Annotated in this window: 18 protein-coding genes; 10 read left to right on the top strand and 8 right to left on the bottom strand. The window is 33.2% G+C overall.

The window, feature by feature from the left end; genetic code table 11:
• Positions 1–5: 5 nt before the first annotated feature.
• Positions 6–1,526 (top strand): alpha-isopropylmalate synthase regulatory domain-containing protein, encoded by a 1,521-nt coding sequence (locus QMG60_RS05905; protein WP_281867189.1) that lies wholly within the window; start codon positions 6–8, stop codon positions 1,524–1,526.
• A 164-nt stretch (positions 1,527–1,690) separates the two neighbouring features.
• A complete protein-coding gene (gene leuB / locus QMG60_RS05900; protein ID WP_057115842.1) occupies positions 1,691–2,746 on the top strand; it encodes a 3-isopropylmalate dehydrogenase in 1,056 nt (351 codons plus the stop codon).
• Between the two features lie 118 nt (positions 2,747–2,864).
• On the opposite strand, the gene QMG60_RS05895 is transcribed toward leuB, so the two are convergent.
• Both QMG60_RS05895 and QMG60_RS05890 read right to left on the bottom strand, forming a co-directional pair.
• Entirely contained in the window at positions 2,865–3,212 is a 348-nt protein-coding gene (locus QMG60_RS05895) for an RNA-binding protein (RefSeq protein ID WP_057115840.1), read from the bottom strand.
• Between the two features lie 113 nt (positions 3,213–3,325).
• The gene (locus tag QMG60_RS05890) at positions 3,326–3,814 is read right to left on the bottom strand and encodes a DUF6252 family protein (protein WP_281867188.1); all 489 of its coding nucleotides are present in this window, start codon (positions 3,812–3,814) and stop codon (positions 3,326–3,328) included.
• Between the two features lie 202 nt (positions 3,815–4,016).
• On the opposite strand from QMG60_RS05890, the gene QMG60_RS05885 reads away from it, so the two are divergent.
• The 4 genes from QMG60_RS05885 to QMG60_RS05870 all read left to right on the top strand — a co-directional run bounded on the left by QMG60_RS05885 (position 4,017) and on the right by QMG60_RS05870 (position 6,506).
• Positions 4,017–4,586, top strand: coding sequence for a 30S ribosomal protein S16 (locus tag QMG60_RS05885; protein WP_281867187.1), 570 nt, complete (start codon positions 4,017–4,019; stop codon positions 4,584–4,586).
• Between the two features lie 15 nt (positions 4,587–4,601).
• Complete coding sequence (gene rimM, locus QMG60_RS05880) at positions 4,602–5,126, top strand: ribosome maturation factor RimM (protein WP_134139030.1); 525 nt, start codon at positions 4,602–4,604, stop codon at positions 5,124–5,126.
• 179 nt (positions 5,127–5,305) lie between these two features.
• Positions 5,306–5,656, top strand: coding sequence for a four helix bundle protein (locus QMG60_RS05875; RefSeq protein WP_281867186.1), 351 nt, complete (start codon positions 5,306–5,308; stop codon positions 5,654–5,656).
• Positions 5,657–5,798: 142 nt separating this feature from the next.
• Positions 5,799–6,506: a methyltransferase gene (locus tag QMG60_RS05870; RefSeq protein WP_281867185.1), complete on the top strand. Its 708-nt coding sequence runs from the start codon at positions 5,799–5,801 to the stop codon at positions 6,504–6,506.
• On the opposite strand, the gene QMG60_RS05865 is transcribed toward QMG60_RS05870, so the two are convergent.
• The 6 genes from QMG60_RS05865 to QMG60_RS05840 all read right to left on the bottom strand — a co-directional run bounded on the left by QMG60_RS05865 (position 6,503) and on the right by QMG60_RS05840 (position 12,484).
• Positions 6,503–7,789: an HlyD family efflux transporter periplasmic adaptor subunit gene (locus tag QMG60_RS05865; RefSeq protein WP_281867184.1), complete on the bottom strand. Its 1,287-nt coding sequence runs from the start codon at positions 7,787–7,789 to the stop codon at positions 6,503–6,505. The genes QMG60_RS05870 and QMG60_RS05865 overlap by 4 nt on opposite strands.
• A gap of 2 nt (positions 7,790–7,791) precedes the next feature.
• Complete coding sequence (locus QMG60_RS05860) at positions 7,792–9,984, bottom strand: peptidase domain-containing ABC transporter (RefSeq protein WP_281867183.1); 2,193 nt, start codon at positions 9,982–9,984, stop codon at positions 7,792–7,794.
• A 319-nt stretch (positions 9,985–10,303) separates the two neighbouring features.
• Positions 10,304–10,507: a hypothetical protein gene (locus QMG60_RS05855; protein WP_128414932.1), complete on the bottom strand. Its 204-nt coding sequence runs from the start codon at positions 10,505–10,507 to the stop codon at positions 10,304–10,306.
• A gap of 51 nt (positions 10,508–10,558) precedes the next feature.
• The gene (locus QMG60_RS05850) at positions 10,559–10,693 is read right to left on the bottom strand and encodes a hypothetical protein (RefSeq protein ID WP_262487361.1); all 135 of its coding nucleotides are present in this window, start codon (positions 10,691–10,693) and stop codon (positions 10,559–10,561) included.
• A gap of 68 nt (positions 10,694–10,761) precedes the next feature.
• Positions 10,762–10,944, bottom strand: a complete 183-nt coding sequence (locus QMG60_RS05845; RefSeq protein ID WP_057115824.1) for a hypothetical protein — start codon at positions 10,942–10,944, stop codon at positions 10,762–10,764.
• 58 nt (positions 10,945–11,002) lie between these two features.
• Positions 11,003–12,484, bottom strand: coding sequence for a vitamin K epoxide reductase family protein (locus QMG60_RS05840; protein ID WP_281867182.1), 1,482 nt, complete (start codon positions 12,482–12,484; stop codon positions 11,003–11,005).
• A gap of 661 nt (positions 12,485–13,145) precedes the next feature.
• Between QMG60_RS05840 and QMG60_RS05835 the strand changes: the two genes are divergently transcribed.
• The 4 genes from QMG60_RS05835 (at position 13,146) to QMG60_RS05820 (ending at position 13,895) form a co-directional block, all read left to right on the top strand.
• Complete coding sequence (locus tag QMG60_RS05835) at positions 13,146–13,304, top strand: rSAM-modified peptide (RefSeq protein WP_128414931.1); 159 nt, start codon at positions 13,146–13,148, stop codon at positions 13,302–13,304.
• A 63-nt stretch (positions 13,305–13,367) separates the two neighbouring features.
• Positions 13,368–13,514 (top strand): hypothetical protein, encoded by a 147-nt coding sequence (locus tag QMG60_RS05830; protein WP_166669260.1) that lies wholly within the window; start codon positions 13,368–13,370, stop codon positions 13,512–13,514.
• Positions 13,515–13,558: 44 nt separating this feature from the next.
• The gene (locus tag QMG60_RS05825; protein ID WP_157848499.1) at positions 13,559–13,705 is read left to right on the top strand and encodes a hypothetical protein; all 147 of its coding nucleotides are present in this window, start codon (positions 13,559–13,561) and stop codon (positions 13,703–13,705) included.
• A 43-nt stretch (positions 13,706–13,748) separates the two neighbouring features.
• On the top strand, positions 13,749–13,895 hold the full coding sequence (locus QMG60_RS05820) for an rSAM-modified peptide (RefSeq protein WP_281867181.1): 147 nt from the start codon (positions 13,749–13,751) through the stop codon (positions 13,893–13,895).
• Positions 13,896–13,901: the final 6 nt, after the last annotated feature.

The following is a 13,901-nucleotide window of genomic DNA, read 5'->3' as shown; positions in this document are numbered from 1 at the left end:
TCAATATGGAAAAAAGAAAAATTGAAATAATGGATACGACGCTTCGTGATGGTGAACAGACCTCAGGAGTATCTTTTTCTGCTGCAGAAAAACTAACCATTGCGCAATTATTGCTGGAAGAACTAAATATTGATAGAATCGAAATTGCTTCGGCGCGCGTGAGCGAAGGAGAATTTCAAGCCGTAAAAGGCATTACTTCGTGGGCTGAAGAACGCGGTTATATTGACAGAATCGAAGTGCTTTCATTTGTTGACGGAGGTGTTTCAATTGATTGGATGAAAAAAGCCGGCGCTAAAGTGCAGAATTTGTTAACAAAAGGTTCAATGAACCACTTAACACATCAATTAAAAAAGACACCAGAACAGCATTTTTCTGAAATCGCTCAAATCATAGCTTTAGCTAAAGAAAACAATATTGAAACGAATGTTTATCTGGAAGACTGGAGCAACGGAATGCGAAATTCTCCTGATTATGTTTTTCAATTCCTGGATTTTCTATCCACGCAGCCCGTAAAAAGAATTTTACTTCCCGATACTTTAGGTGTTTTAATTCCGTCTTTGACTTTTGAATTTATTTCGAAAATTAGAGCAAAATATCCTCAAATTCATTTTGATTTTCATGCTCATAACGACTACGATTTAAGTATCGCTAATGTTATGGAAGCCATAAAAGCTGGAGTAAACGGACTTCACGTTACGGTAAACGGAATGGGAGAACGTGCTGGAAACGCACCCCTTGAAAGTACTGTTGCTGTTATAAACGATTATCTGCCAGAAGTAAGCATTAATATTAAAGAGACATCTTTATATACGGTCAGTAAATTAGTGGAAACTTTTACAGGTTATAGAATTCCTGCCAATAAGCCAATTGTCGGCGATAATGTTTTTACACAAACAGCTGGAATACACGCCGATGGAGACAATAAAAACAATTTATATTTTAATGATTTACTTCCAGAACGTTTTGGAAGAAAAAGAAAATATGCTCTCGGAAAAACTTCTGGAAAAGCCAATATCGAAAAAAATCTTCAGGAATTAGGTTTAAAACTAAACAATGAAGATCTAAAATTGGTTACCCAAAGAATTATCGAATTGGGCGACAAAAAAGAAACTGTAACTAAGGAAGACCTTCCATACATTATTTCAGATGTTTTGGACAGTCATACTTACGAAGAAAAAATAAAAATTGAGTCCTATATATTAGTACACTCAAAGGGAATGCGTCCATCGACCACTTTGTGTTTAAAATTTGGCGAGGAAATCATCGAAGAAAATGCACAGGGAGACGGTCAGTTTGATGCTTTTATGAATGCTTTATCCAAAATCTATAAAAGCAAAAAATTAACGCTCCCAAAATTAATTGATTATGCAGTAAGAATCCCGCCAGGAAGTAGTTCTGATGCGTTGTGCGAAACCATCATTACATGGGTTAACAACGGAAAAGAATTCAAAACCCGCGGATTAGACTCTGATCAAACCGTTGCAGCGATTATTGCAACACAGAAAATGCTTAACGTAATAGCCTAAGGTGCTAAGAGACTAAGATTCTAAGTTACTAAGATTTTTTCTTTGACCTTAGAATCTTAGCAACTCAGAACCTTGGAACCTTTTAAAAAAAAACTAAGTCACTAAGAATAAAAACCTTAGAATCTTAGCAACTCCGAACCTTAGAATCTTAAATAACACATAGAATGAAATTAAACATAGCCCTTTTAGCCGGAGACGGAATCGGACCAGAAGTAATAAATGAAGCTGTAAAAGTATCTGATGCTATTGCAAAAAAATTCGGACATGAAATCACTTGGAAACCAGCTTTAACTGGAGCTGCTGCAATTGATGCAGTAGGCGAACCTTATCCAGATGCAACACACGAAATTTGCAAAAATGCTGATGCAGTTCTTTTTGGAGCAATCGGCCACCCTAAATACGATAATGATCCTTCTGCACCTGTAAGACCAGAACAAGGTTTGTTAAAAATGCGTAAAGCGTTAGGTTTGTTCGCAAACGTTAGACCAACTTTTACATTCCCTTCGTTATTAGATAAATCTCCATTAAAAAGAGAAAGAATCGAAGGAACTGACTTAGTTTTCTTAAGAGAATTAACTGGCGGTATTTACTTTGGTGAAAAAGGAAGAAGAGACAATGGCGATACTGCATTTGACAACTGTGTTTACACAAGAGCTGAAGTGCAGCGTTTGGCTAAAAAAGGTTTCGAATTAGCAATGACACGTTCTAAAAAATTATGCTGCGTTGACAAAGCTAACGTTCTAGAAACTTCACGTTTATGGAGAGAAACAGTTCAGGCAATGGAAAAAGATTATCCAGAAGTTGAAGTGAGCTACGAATTTGTTGATGCGGTTGCTATGCGTTTAGTACAATGGCCAAACTCTTATGATGTATTGATTACTGAAAACTTATTTGGAGATATTTTAACAGATGAAGCTTCTGTAATTTCTGGCTCAATGGGATTAATGCCTTCTGCTTCTATGGGAGCTGAAGTATCTTTGTTTGAACCTATTCACGGTTCTTACCCGCAAGCTACAGGATTAAACATAGCAAACCCAATGGCTACTATTTTATCTGCTGCTATGATGTTCGAAAATTTCGGATTGATGGAAGAAGGAAAAGCAATGAGAGATGCAGTAAACAAGGCTCTAGAAGCTGGAGTAGTTACCGAAGATCTAGCTAATGGAGGAAAAGCATACGGCACTAAAGAAGTTGGTGACTGGTTAGCTGCGAATGTATAATTAGTTAATTTTTGTTTCAGGTTTAAAGTTCCAAGTTGCTCGAACTTGAAACCTGAAACTTTAAACAAAAAAAGGGATCAACTTGCGTTGATCCCTTTTATATTGTAGAAAAAAAATATTAATATCCTCCTCTGTTTCCGCGGTCATTTCCTCCACGGTTGTTTCCATAACTTCCACGAGAGTCTCCTCCACGGTTGTTATTAAAACTTCTTCTTTCGCCTTCTGGTTTTGGCTCAGACTTATTAACAACGATTGTACGTCCTGAAACAACAGCACCGTTCAATTCGTCGATAGCTTTCTGAGCTTCGCTATCATTTGGCATTTCAACAAAACCAAAGCCTTTACTTCTTCCAGTAAATTTATCAGTAATAATTTTAACAGAGTCAACTGTTCCATAAGCCTCAAAAGACTCTCTTAAATCTGCTTCCTCAATACTGAATGGAAGGCTTCCAACAAAAATATTCATAGATATTTATTTATAATAATAAGCAAATGTACTCTTATTATTCTGTAATCTACTATATATTAGTTTATTTATGTTTTTATTTTGATTTTAAAACCTAAAAAGCCTCAAAAACCTTAATCTATGGTAAATTTAGGATCTAGTTCAACGGGGATTTTATAGAAAACACCTTCTGTAAAATGTATTTCTTTTTTTTCAGCACCATTATTTACATTAATGGCTGTAAATTTAAATGTACCCGAAATTGTCTTATCAATAGTATTGTATTCTGTAACTATAATTTGCCCACTGCCTTTGCCTTCTCCAGTAGTAAATTCTTCTTCTTGTCCTGGATAAGTATTTTTAAATGTCGCTTTTGTAACATCATCTACACCCAAAATATATGTTTTTTGAGATGGTGCAGGGAGCTGAAAACTTATTTTTTCATAACCCAAAGAACCTTCAACAACAAAAATTCCAGTTGTTTCTGTTCCCGACTTATAGCTCTGAGCCCTCCAAAAAACATTATCTTTTAAAGTTTGAAAAGCAGGATTATTAAACCTAATATCCTCTGTGCATGATGTTAGTAAAAATATAAGTGGTAAAAAGTAAAAGTATTTTTTCATATTCTTAGGATGAATTTGGCACAAAAATACCGCATTACAATTAATAAACGTTTGAAAGGAAAAGCAAAAACAGCCAAAAAAATGGTAAAAATTTATCTTAAAGATATTTAATACTTTTTGAAACGCATTATTGATAAAAAAATTATATCTTTGCGCCCTTAATTAACAGAGGTCGAGTACCTCAAAATTTAATCACAAGATTATGTCAGTAAAAATTAGATTACAAAGACACGGTAAAAAAGGAAAACCTTTTTACTGGGTTGTAGCTGCAGATGCACGCTCAAAAAGAGATGGTAAATACTTAGAGAAAATCGGTACTTACAATCCAAACACAAACCCAGCAACTGTTGAGTTAGACCTTGACAGCGCAGTTAAATGGTTACACAATGGTGCTCAACCAACTGATACTGCTAGAGCAATCCTTTCTTACAAAGGTGCTTTATTGAAACACCACCTTGATGGAGGTATCCGTAAAGGAGCTTTAACTCAAGAGCAAGCTGACGCTAAATTAGCTGCTTGGTTAGAGGCTAAAGCTGGAAAAGTTGATGCTAAAAAAGATGGTTTATCAAAAGCACAAGCTGATGTTAAAGCTAAAGCTTTAAAAGCTGAACAAGAAGTTAATGCTAAACGTTTAGCTGCTGCAGCTCAGGCTGAAGCTGATGCTATCGCTGCTGCAACTCCTGCAGTTGAAGAAGAAGAAGTTGCTGAAGTTGAAGCTGCAACTGAAGAAACTCCTGCTGCTGAAGAGAATAACGAAACAACTGAAGCATAATTTTACTTAGCGAGAATGCGTAAAGAAGAATGTTTTTATTTAGGTAAAATCGCTAAAAAATTTAGTTTCAAAGGTGAAGTTCTAATCTATTTAGATACGGATGAACCTGAGTTATACGAAAATCTGGAATCAGTGTTTGTTGAACACAACAAACACTTGGTTCCTTTTTTTATTGAAACAAGTTCTTTACATAAAAACGACTTTCTAAGAGTTCGTTTTGAAGATGTAAATACAGAGGAAGAAGCAGATTCTTTAGTAGGCAATGCGATTTATCTTCCTTTAACCATGTTACCAAAACTTACAGGTAACAAATTTTATTTCCACGAAGTTATTGGTTTTGAAATTGAAGACAAACGTTTAGGTGTTTTCGGAAAAATAACTTCTATTAATGACTCAACTGCTCAACCACTTTTTGAAGTTTTAAATGGTGAAGTGGAAATCTTAGTTCCAATGATCGACCATTTCTTGGTAAAGATTGACCGCGACAACAAAAAAGTAATCATGGATCTTCCAGAAGGTCTTGTGGAGATGTACCTTTAGGTTTAAATTCCAATTTTTTTTAAATTTCAAATTCCAAACTAGAATGAAATTCCAAATTCTAATTTGGTATCGAAGTTTTATGGCTTTATATTTTTATTAAAGAAAAACTTACATAAGTATAAATTCTTATTTTTGAACTTCAAATATTTGAATTTAAAAATTTGAAAATTATTTTCTTTATGAATAAACCCTATGATTTAGAAAAGAGGACTTTCTTGTTTGCAAAAGAATGTCGAACATATATTAGAACTTTATCGAAAACAACATCCAATATTGAAGACGGCAAACAATTAATAAGATCGTCTGGTTCTGTGGGAGCAAACTACATTGAAGCGAATGAAAAATTAGGTGATAAAGATTTAATATTTAGACTTAAAATATCCCGAAAAGAAGCCAAAGAATCTAAATTCTGGCTGCGCTTATTACACGAACTAAACCCTGATCAAAGAATGATTTCTGATTCTTTATTATTTGAGGTAGAAGAATTGCGTAAAATTTTATCAGCAATAATCACGAAAACTTCAAAATAATTATTAAGATTTTAATCTTACTTTTGCCAAACAATAAATCTTACTGATTTACTGCTTTCAATTGGTTTGAGAATTTCGCTTTGGAATTTACACTATTTGGTTGGAATTTGGAATTTAAAAAAAAAATTGGAATTTTTCACTTATGTTTTCATTTAAGCAATTTACCATTAATCAAGATCGTTGTGCAATGAAAGTTGGTACAGACGGCGTTTTATTGGGTTCTTGGGCTCCAATAAATCACAATCCGTTTAGTATTTTGGATATTGGTGCAGGAACAGGAATTATCGCTTTAATGCTGGCGCAGCGCACTCATGCAGAACAAATCGATGCTCTTGAAATTGATGAAGATGCTTACGAACAAGCCGTTGAAAATTTTGAAAGTTCTCCTTGGGGAGATCGTTTATTTTGCTTTCATGCTGGTTTAGACGAATTTATCGAAGAACCTGAAGACGAATATGATTTGATTGTTTCGAATCCTCCTTTTTATGCTGAAGATTACAAAACAGAGAATGAACAGAGAGATTTAGCACGTTTTCAAGATGCAATGCCTTTTGAAGAAATCGTCGAAGCTGCAGATTTATTGCTTTCAGAAAACGGAGTACTTGCTATAATTATTCCTTTTAAAGAAGAAGAAAAATTCATCGCTTTAGCAAAAGAAGCTGAATTGTACCCAATAAAAATCACAAGGGTAAAAGGCACTCCAAAATCAGAAATTAAGCGAAGTTTACTGGCTTTTAGCCGCAATGAAGTTTCCACAATTGAAATCGATGAATTAGTTATCGAAATCGACAGACATGTTTATACTCCAGAATATATCGAACTAACTAAGGATTTTTATTTGAAATTCTAAACTTGTTCAAATATACTTTTAAATTGATACAAGATTCTTTCAATTAATCGTAAATCTTCTGTCACAATTTCGGCACTTCCTTTCATTTCCTGCTGGAAGATAATTTGTTTATTATAAGATGTTTTTAAGCCGTTAGGAAGTGCGACGTCCAGCAATAAGTTTCCATCTTTATCGGGCACTAACGAAATATTTTTGATTTCACCTTTCAATACACCAAACTCTCTATCAGGATAATTGGCCAGACGAATATTGACTCTCTGCCCTACTTTTATTTTTCCTGAATTCAGAGCGGGAGCTTTTACTTTTCCAACAAAACTGTTTTTAGCATCTGGAATTATAGAGAAAACATTATCCCCCACATTTATAGTCTGATTTTCGTTCCAAACCTGCAGAAAAGTAACAACCCCGCTTACAGAAGATTTTAATGTATAAGCCAGTTCCCAGTCTTTTATCACTTTTTTCAGCTGATAAAATGACTGCGCCATACTCCTTCCAAGATTAACCTCCTCTTTTGTGCTGTTTATGTGCGAATTTTGGCTCGATTTTGTATTGTCGATCAAAGAGGACCTTAATTGGGAAATCGAGGTTAAAAGGCTTTTATAACTCTTCATTGCCTGAAGATAACCCAGTTTCTTCAATTCCATTTCCTGAGCAGAAATAATTCCTTTATTGAATAAAACTTCAAAACGCGCTATTTCATTTTTCTGCAGTTCCAGTTCACTTTCATTAATTACCTTTTGCTGCTGGAGAATATCCAGTCTTTCTTTGATCTGGATTTTCTCTGAGCTCTGCGCCCTGCTTTCAATTTCAAAAGGATGCAGATTTTCGTTTAATTCCTGAGCCTGATAATCTTTCTGAAAAACAGCAAAGGCACTTTCTATTTCACCTAGCTGTTTATTTTTCAGCATCGCAAACGGAAATACTTTTTTAGCATTAATATCATAGCTGTCTACAATGCTTTTTAATAAAAAAACATCCTTGTAGTCAGCGGTATTTTCAATGATGGCCAGTGTGCTGTTTTTAGGAACCAAAGTTTTGTTTTTTACCAAAATTGCCTCAATACGACCAGAAGATTTCGAAACAATTCTCTCAGGAGGAATATTAGTGGTAATTACGATTTCGGTATGCACAACATCTGGATATTTGACAAACCAGGAAACAAAAAACAGCATTACAATTATGGCAAATATCAGCACTGTTCCCCATCGGATCATCCAATGCGGTACTTTGGTCAGGATATCCTGAACTTCTTCGCTTCTTAACTCAAATGTATCTTCAGCCATGATTAATTTCCTAATTGCAGTTGATTTCTAACCAGTTCAAAATAATTTCCCTTCTGTTCTACTAATGCTGAATGACTTCCGATTTCGATAATTTTTCCTTTATCTAAAACCACAATCTGATCTGCATTCATAACAGTACTCAATCGATGCGCAATTACGATTACCGTTTTATTTTTGAAAAAAATATCTAATTTTTTCATTATTTCTTTCTCATTATTGGCATCTAATGCAGAAGTAGCCTCATCAAAGAAAAGTATTTCTGGGTTTTTATAAACAGCTCTGGCAATAAGAAGTCGCTGCTTCTGGCCTGTACTCATTCCAATACCTTCCGCTCCTATTTTAGTATTAAAACCCAACGGCAGACTGCTGATGTATTCTTTAATATTTGCCACATCTGAAGCGTAGATTAATCTTTCTTTATCAATCCTGTCTACTCCAAAAGCAATATTATTTGCAATTGTATCACTAAAAATAAAGCCTTCCTGCATTACAGCACCAATATTTGACCTCCAGGCTTTTTGAGATATATTTTTAAGCTGTGCATTTCCAATTAAAACCTCTCCTTTTTCGGGTTCGTAAAATTTCAAAAGCAGTTTCATCAGGGTTGTTTTACCGCTTCCGCTGACACCCACAATTGCAGTTACTTTATTGGCCGGGATGATTAAACTTAAATTATCCAATACTGGAATATCTGAACCTAAATAACGATACGAAAGATTTTTAATCTCAATATCAACATCATTCGGCACTTCAGTTGTCTGGTGCACTTCCTGCTGCAGTTCATCTTCTTTTTGATGAATCTCGGATAATCTGGCAAGTGAAATTTTAGCATCCTGCAATTCTCTAACAAATTCTATTAACTGAGTAATTGGGCCATTTAAATTTCCAACAATGGCGCTTATCGCGAGCATCATCCCTAATGTAATGGATCCATCAATTACAAGTTTTGCAGAAAGAAGAATTATAAAAATGTTTTTAAGCTCATTGATAACCGACGAACCGATCGTTTGTGCCTGTTCTAAAACCAAGCCTTTTATTGAAACCCTAAAAAGTCTTGCCTGCACATACTCCCAGCCCCAGCGTTTTTGTTTTTCGGCATTATGAAGCTTTATTTCCTGCATGCCGTTTATCAGCTCCATTACTTTACTCTGTTCGTTTGAAACTTCTGCAAAACGTTTATAATCTAAAACTTCTCTTCTTTTTAGGAACATTGTTATCCATGCAAAATAGAGCACGCTTCCTAAAAAGAAAACTAGGAATATCTGCAGATTGAAATAGGCTAAAACCGCTCCCATTATAAACATATTTATTACAGAAAACAGCACATTAAGAGAGGATGTGGTAAGTATTCTCTCGATACGGCGGTGATCGTTTATTCGCTGCATAATATCTCCTGTCATGCGGACATCAAAATAGGAAATAGGCAGATTCATTAATTTAATAAAGAAATCTGAAATTAACGAAATATTGATTCTCGTTGATAAATGAAGTAAAATCCAGCTTCTAATTAACTCCAAACCAGTTCTTCCTGCAAAAATAAAAAGCATTGCAAAAAGAATTAAATAGATAAAATGAATGTTCTGATTCTGAATCCCGACGTCGACTATACTCTGGGTTAAAAATGGAAAAATAAGCTGCAGCAGACTGCTGGCTACAAGTCCAATTGCAAGCTGTATAAGAAATGATTTGTATTGAAATAAATATTTAAAAAGAAATTTAAATCCTAAACCGGAATTTTCTTCTTTGTCAAAATCAGATTGAAAAAAGTTTGGTGTCGCTTCGATCAGTAATGCAATTCCTTCCTTCGTCTCATCGCCTGCATTATTACCAATCCAGAACTTAACAAAATCTTCTTTGTTATATTCTAAAAGTCCAAAAGCGGGATCGGATATATAGTATTTACCTTTTTTTATTTTGTAAAGAACAACATAATGATCTTTATTCCAATGCAGAATACATGGCAGCGGAGCTTCCTCTATTCTCTTTACAGACAATTTAACCCCTAAAGTCCTAAAACCGATTTTCTCGGCAGCATCACTCAAAAAAAGCAAATTACTTCCTTCACGAGTTGTTTCGCTAAAATCTCTCAACTCCTGAATATTGATTGTCTTACCGTAATATTTAGCTATTATCTTTAAACATGTCGGCCCGCAATCTTTATGATCGGCTTGTCTGTAATGAGTGAATTTTTTCAATTTCAATTTGATTTATTCAAGGCCAATTTAAGAAAAAAAATTCTTGTTAATCCATAAAAAAACAGAGAAGATATAAATCTTCTCTGTTTGGGTATTTAAAAACAAAATTACCAGTAACACAATTTCTTTAGGACATGGCCGCGGTTTACCCTAACCAATTAAAATTAACACAGCGGCCAACTCCTAAGAATCCCAGTACCAATCATCAATACTGAGAATTTGCTCAATGTTCCACGATCGAGCGCCTATACATTCAAAAAAAACATGACTAAATTCTAAATAAGGCTATATCGTATTACTTCTAAAAAAGTTAAAAAAATCAACAACAAAGACGACTTGTATCGCAAATACCTGATGTGGTATTTAAAGGACAAGTTTCGTCTGATGAAATTAAAATGCATCCAGCTTCTAAGGCATAAATCCAGCACTCAGGAATTCCTCCTCTCATGGTTTTCTGCTCATTTTTATTAATACTTTGAGCACCGTTCAGATTTAAAATTTTCTTTAACATCTTTAATCTCATTTTTAATAGTAACAGAGTTTTTTGGTCTCTGTTACTATTTAAATATTCAAATTAGCAAGCATAATATTTTTCGTCAGCAGGATTATTACAATTTGGTTCTAGTGCATATTCACCTGCCAAAATGTTTTTCTGCTCTTTTTTTGTCAGCTTTTTAGTTTCTTTACTTTTTAAAATCTTTTCTAACATAATTGGTTATTTACGTTTTCTGGGTATAAGCCTCAAATCTGTAAAAAACTTGATGCTTAAAAATTTCCTTAACAGCTTCCGACATAATTATTTGGCACACAATCCCAATATGATGATACTGTTCCAAATTCTGTACATCTTTTAGCTTTAAATCCGTCATCACAAATAGGAGCGTTACTTCCGTTTATTGTTTTTTGCTCATTAGCAGATAATTCTACTGCACCTTTCAACTTCAAAATATTCTTTAACATAACTGCAGGTTTTAGGGGTTATTATTTCTATTTAAACAGTTTAAATTCTGTTTTCACTTTATGCTGTTTTTTCTAAAATTTGAACTTCATCGACAAAATCGTTCAAGAAGTATTTTAACTCATTCAGCTCATATTCATTTGGAAATAACCTTTCGTTTACAATTTTAACTGGTGTGTAATTAAAATTATTCATTGAACACCAATCATATTGTTTTTGAATTTCCTGACTAATCATCATACTCACTGACTCAACAGGCCATTTTTTAAGCCATTTTTTATGAACCATTCTCTTAATGTACCAATCAGAAATTGCCTCTACTGTTTTTCCAGGCGTTGTTCTATTAATAGTTAAAAGTCTTTCAACAACTGCCTTATAAGGATTGTCGTTGTTTTCTGGATTAATATTAAAAAGAACGTTCAAATATATTTTATCTGGAAACTTCAATACTAAATCAAAAGCTTCCTGAAAAGTTTTATAACAGTGTCCGCAGCTTGGGCTTAGTATAATAGAAAGCTTTACGGCTGCATTTTTATTTCCAAAGTTCAACCCTCTTAAATCTTCAAATCCTTTTGTGTATTTTACTTTCTTAGACAAGAAGTTTAATAAAGAATAATTTCTTTTGAACTTTTTAAGTTCTTTTAATGAACTTTCATTATCAAGCATTTTTCTAATCATCACTTTAACTGTTGCCCAAATCGGGATTAAAAGCAATAAAGAAAATACATAAGGAAAAATAGCACTTAAACTAAAGCTCAATGTAAATAGGTCTGATGAAAACCATAAAACACTTTGAACTACAATTAAAAATGATACTGCTAAACACATAACACACCATTTTTGAATTTCAAATTTCTGAATCCAAATAGAACAAACTACTACTGGAATTGCCAACAGACTTAAAAACCCAACAAAAACTGCTGAACTCAATGGCTGTACCAAAATTGCAATAATGCTTGAACTAAAGAAAAGCAATGGTAAATCTGAAAAACTCAACCATCTATTTGCTATATCGTCATTAAAACTAATTACTGAGTGACAAGAAGAGTTAGAACTTAAATTACAAAATTTTGAAATTACAGTGTTTTTAACACCCCATTTCTCCTGAACAATAAATATGCTCACGATTAAACCCAATATTGATGTTACTAAAAAAATAGTACTAAATAAATCAAAGCCGTTATAGAAAAAAGATAATCCTGTAAGAAGGGCAAGAGGCAGAAAATATTTTAACCAATTATATTCTACTTTTAAATTATCTCTCGAAACTACATTATTTGGCTCAATAGCAACAATTACTCCATTCCAGTCCAAAAGAAATTTATCATAAGATAACTTTTGAGTTCCTTTTTTGTTAGTCGTAATTCGAACACCACTTTTAGTCTTTTCAACCAATATCAATTCATCTTTAAAATACGCCAAAAAATTAGACGGTAAATCTACAATTTGCTCTTTCGAAACTCTTACTGCTGCATTCTCTACAGAAAGCAAATCGAATGAATCTGTAATCGCAAATAAACTCGGATAATTGGGATGAGACAAAAACAGATCCTTGAACTCATTTTTTATATCTGAGTATCGATTAATTTGTAGAAATTTTTGGACCAGTTTCAACATCGCTTTTGATCGTTTTTAAATCATAATTACACTGCAAATATTGTAGTTTTTATTGATAAAAATCGCATGCATATATACAATTTATTAATTATACCACATACAATTTATAAATTATACCAAGTATAGTACACAACATAAATTACTGTAAAACAATATATTATGATTGATTATCTAGTATAAAAAGCTCAGAAAGGCTATTTTCGATTAACGGCTTTACTTTTTGCCTAGTTTTGGAAAAGCAATAATCTAAATACCGAAAAACATGAAAAACATGGTATCAAAATCGAATGGTTTTGAAGAAGAAAAAACAAAATAGAAGAGATTAAAATGACTCAAAAAAAGTCTAAAATCAACCTCAAATTCGCAGCAAAAATCCCCCCAAAAAAGCAATGCTTAAAAATAATTTGACAAGATTTAACTTATAAATAAAGTTCAATTTTATTGCTTTTTTTAAGTAAAATAACAACCCAAAATTCTTAACGTAAACCAATTTTTAGCGCTTTTTCATCGCAATATGACAAAATTGCTTAAAAATTTTATGAAAGATTAATCGTATTAAATTTAAATCCAAAAAAAATTAAAAGACATGAAAAATTCAGCATTCACATTAGAAAATTTTGAAACAGAAACAATTTCTAAACAACAACAGCAAGCTATTAAAGGCGGAGGTAATGACAGCCAAACACCACCACCTACTGACACAAACAATCCTGTAAAAGGTACTGGAGGAAACGGAAATGGTTAATTCTTTCTACAAAATTAAAACACATAGTAAATAGTATAAAAAGCAATCCAAAAAAAAAGAAACATGAAAAATAATTCACTGAAAATCAAAGATTTTGAAATAGAAAAAATAAGCACAGAAGCACAAAAAGTTATAAAAGGCGGTGATGGAGAATCTGTGGATCCGCAGAACAATCCAGCTAAAGGTACTGGAGGAAACGGAAATGGTTAACTCTCATTTATAATAGTGTAAATAATAATTAAAAAACATACGACATGAAAAATATAAAATTGGCAATTAAAGATTTTCAATTAGAAAAAATAAATAAAGAAGCTCAAAAAGTTATAAAAGGCGGTGATGGAGAAGATGTCGATCCGCAGAACAATCCAGCTAAAGGTACTGGAGGAAACGGAAATGGTTAATCTCATTTATAATAGTGTAAATAATAATTAAAAAACATACGACATGAAAAATATAAAATTGACATTTGAAGACTTTCAATTAGAAAAAATAAATAAAGAAGCTCAAAAAATTATCCGAGGCGGTGATGGAGAAGATGTTGATCCAAAAAACAATCCTGCTAAAGGTACTGGAGGAAACGGAAATGGTTAATAGTAC

It is taken from the genome of Flavobacterium sp. GSB-24 (assembly GCF_027924665.1).
Lineage (GTDB): Bacteria > Bacteroidota > Bacteroidia > Flavobacteriales > Flavobacteriaceae > Flavobacterium.
Note: the sequence above shows the minus strand (reverse complement) of the source record. Positions and strands in the feature narration are given on the sequence as shown.

Coding starts and splice junctions, on each gene's coding strand:
- QMG60_RS05905 (WP_281867189.1), top strand. CDS start 6: ATGGAAAAAAGAAAAATTGAAATAATGGATACGACGCTTCGTGATGGT.
- leuB (WP_057115842.1), top strand. CDS start 1,691: ATGAAATTAAACATAGCCCTTTTAGCCGGAGACGGAATCGGACCAGAA.
- QMG60_RS05895 (WP_057115840.1), bottom strand. CDS start 3,212: ATGAATATTTTTGTTGGAAGCCTTCCATTCAGTATTGAGGAAGCAGAT.
- QMG60_RS05890 (WP_281867188.1), bottom strand. CDS start 3,814: ATGAAAAAATACTTTTACTTTTTACCACTTATATTTTTACTAACATCA.
- QMG60_RS05885 (WP_281867187.1), top strand. CDS start 4,017: ATGTCAGTAAAAATTAGATTACAAAGACACGGTAAAAAAGGAAAACCT.
- rimM (WP_134139030.1), top strand. CDS start 4,602: ATGCGTAAAGAAGAATGTTTTTATTTAGGTAAAATCGCTAAAAAATTT.
- QMG60_RS05875 (WP_281867186.1), top strand. CDS start 5,306: ATGAATAAACCCTATGATTTAGAAAAGAGGACTTTCTTGTTTGCAAAA.
- QMG60_RS05870 (WP_281867185.1), top strand. CDS start 5,799: ATGTTTTCATTTAAGCAATTTACCATTAATCAAGATCGTTGTGCAATG.
- QMG60_RS05865 (WP_281867184.1), bottom strand. CDS start 7,789: ATGGCTGAAGATACATTTGAGTTAAGAAGCGAAGAAGTTCAGGATATC.
- QMG60_RS05855 (WP_128414932.1), bottom strand. CDS start 10,507: ATGAGATTAAAGATGTTAAAGAAAATTTTAAATCTGAACGGTGCTCAA.
- QMG60_RS05850 (WP_262487361.1), bottom strand. CDS start 10,693: ATGTTAGAAAAGATTTTAAAAAGTAAAGAAACTAAAAAGCTGACAAAA.
- QMG60_RS05845 (WP_057115824.1), bottom strand. CDS start 10,944: ATGTTAAAGAATATTTTGAAGTTGAAAGGTGCAGTAGAATTATCTGCT.
- QMG60_RS05835 (WP_128414931.1), top strand. CDS start 13,146: ATGAAAAATTCAGCATTCACATTAGAAAATTTTGAAACAGAAACAATT.
- QMG60_RS05830 (WP_166669260.1), top strand. CDS start 13,368: ATGAAAAATAATTCACTGAAAATCAAAGATTTTGAAATAGAAAAAATA.
- QMG60_RS05825 (WP_157848499.1), top strand. CDS start 13,559: ATGAAAAATATAAAATTGGCAATTAAAGATTTTCAATTAGAAAAAATA.
- QMG60_RS05820 (WP_281867181.1), top strand. CDS start 13,749: ATGAAAAATATAAAATTGACATTTGAAGACTTTCAATTAGAAAAAATA.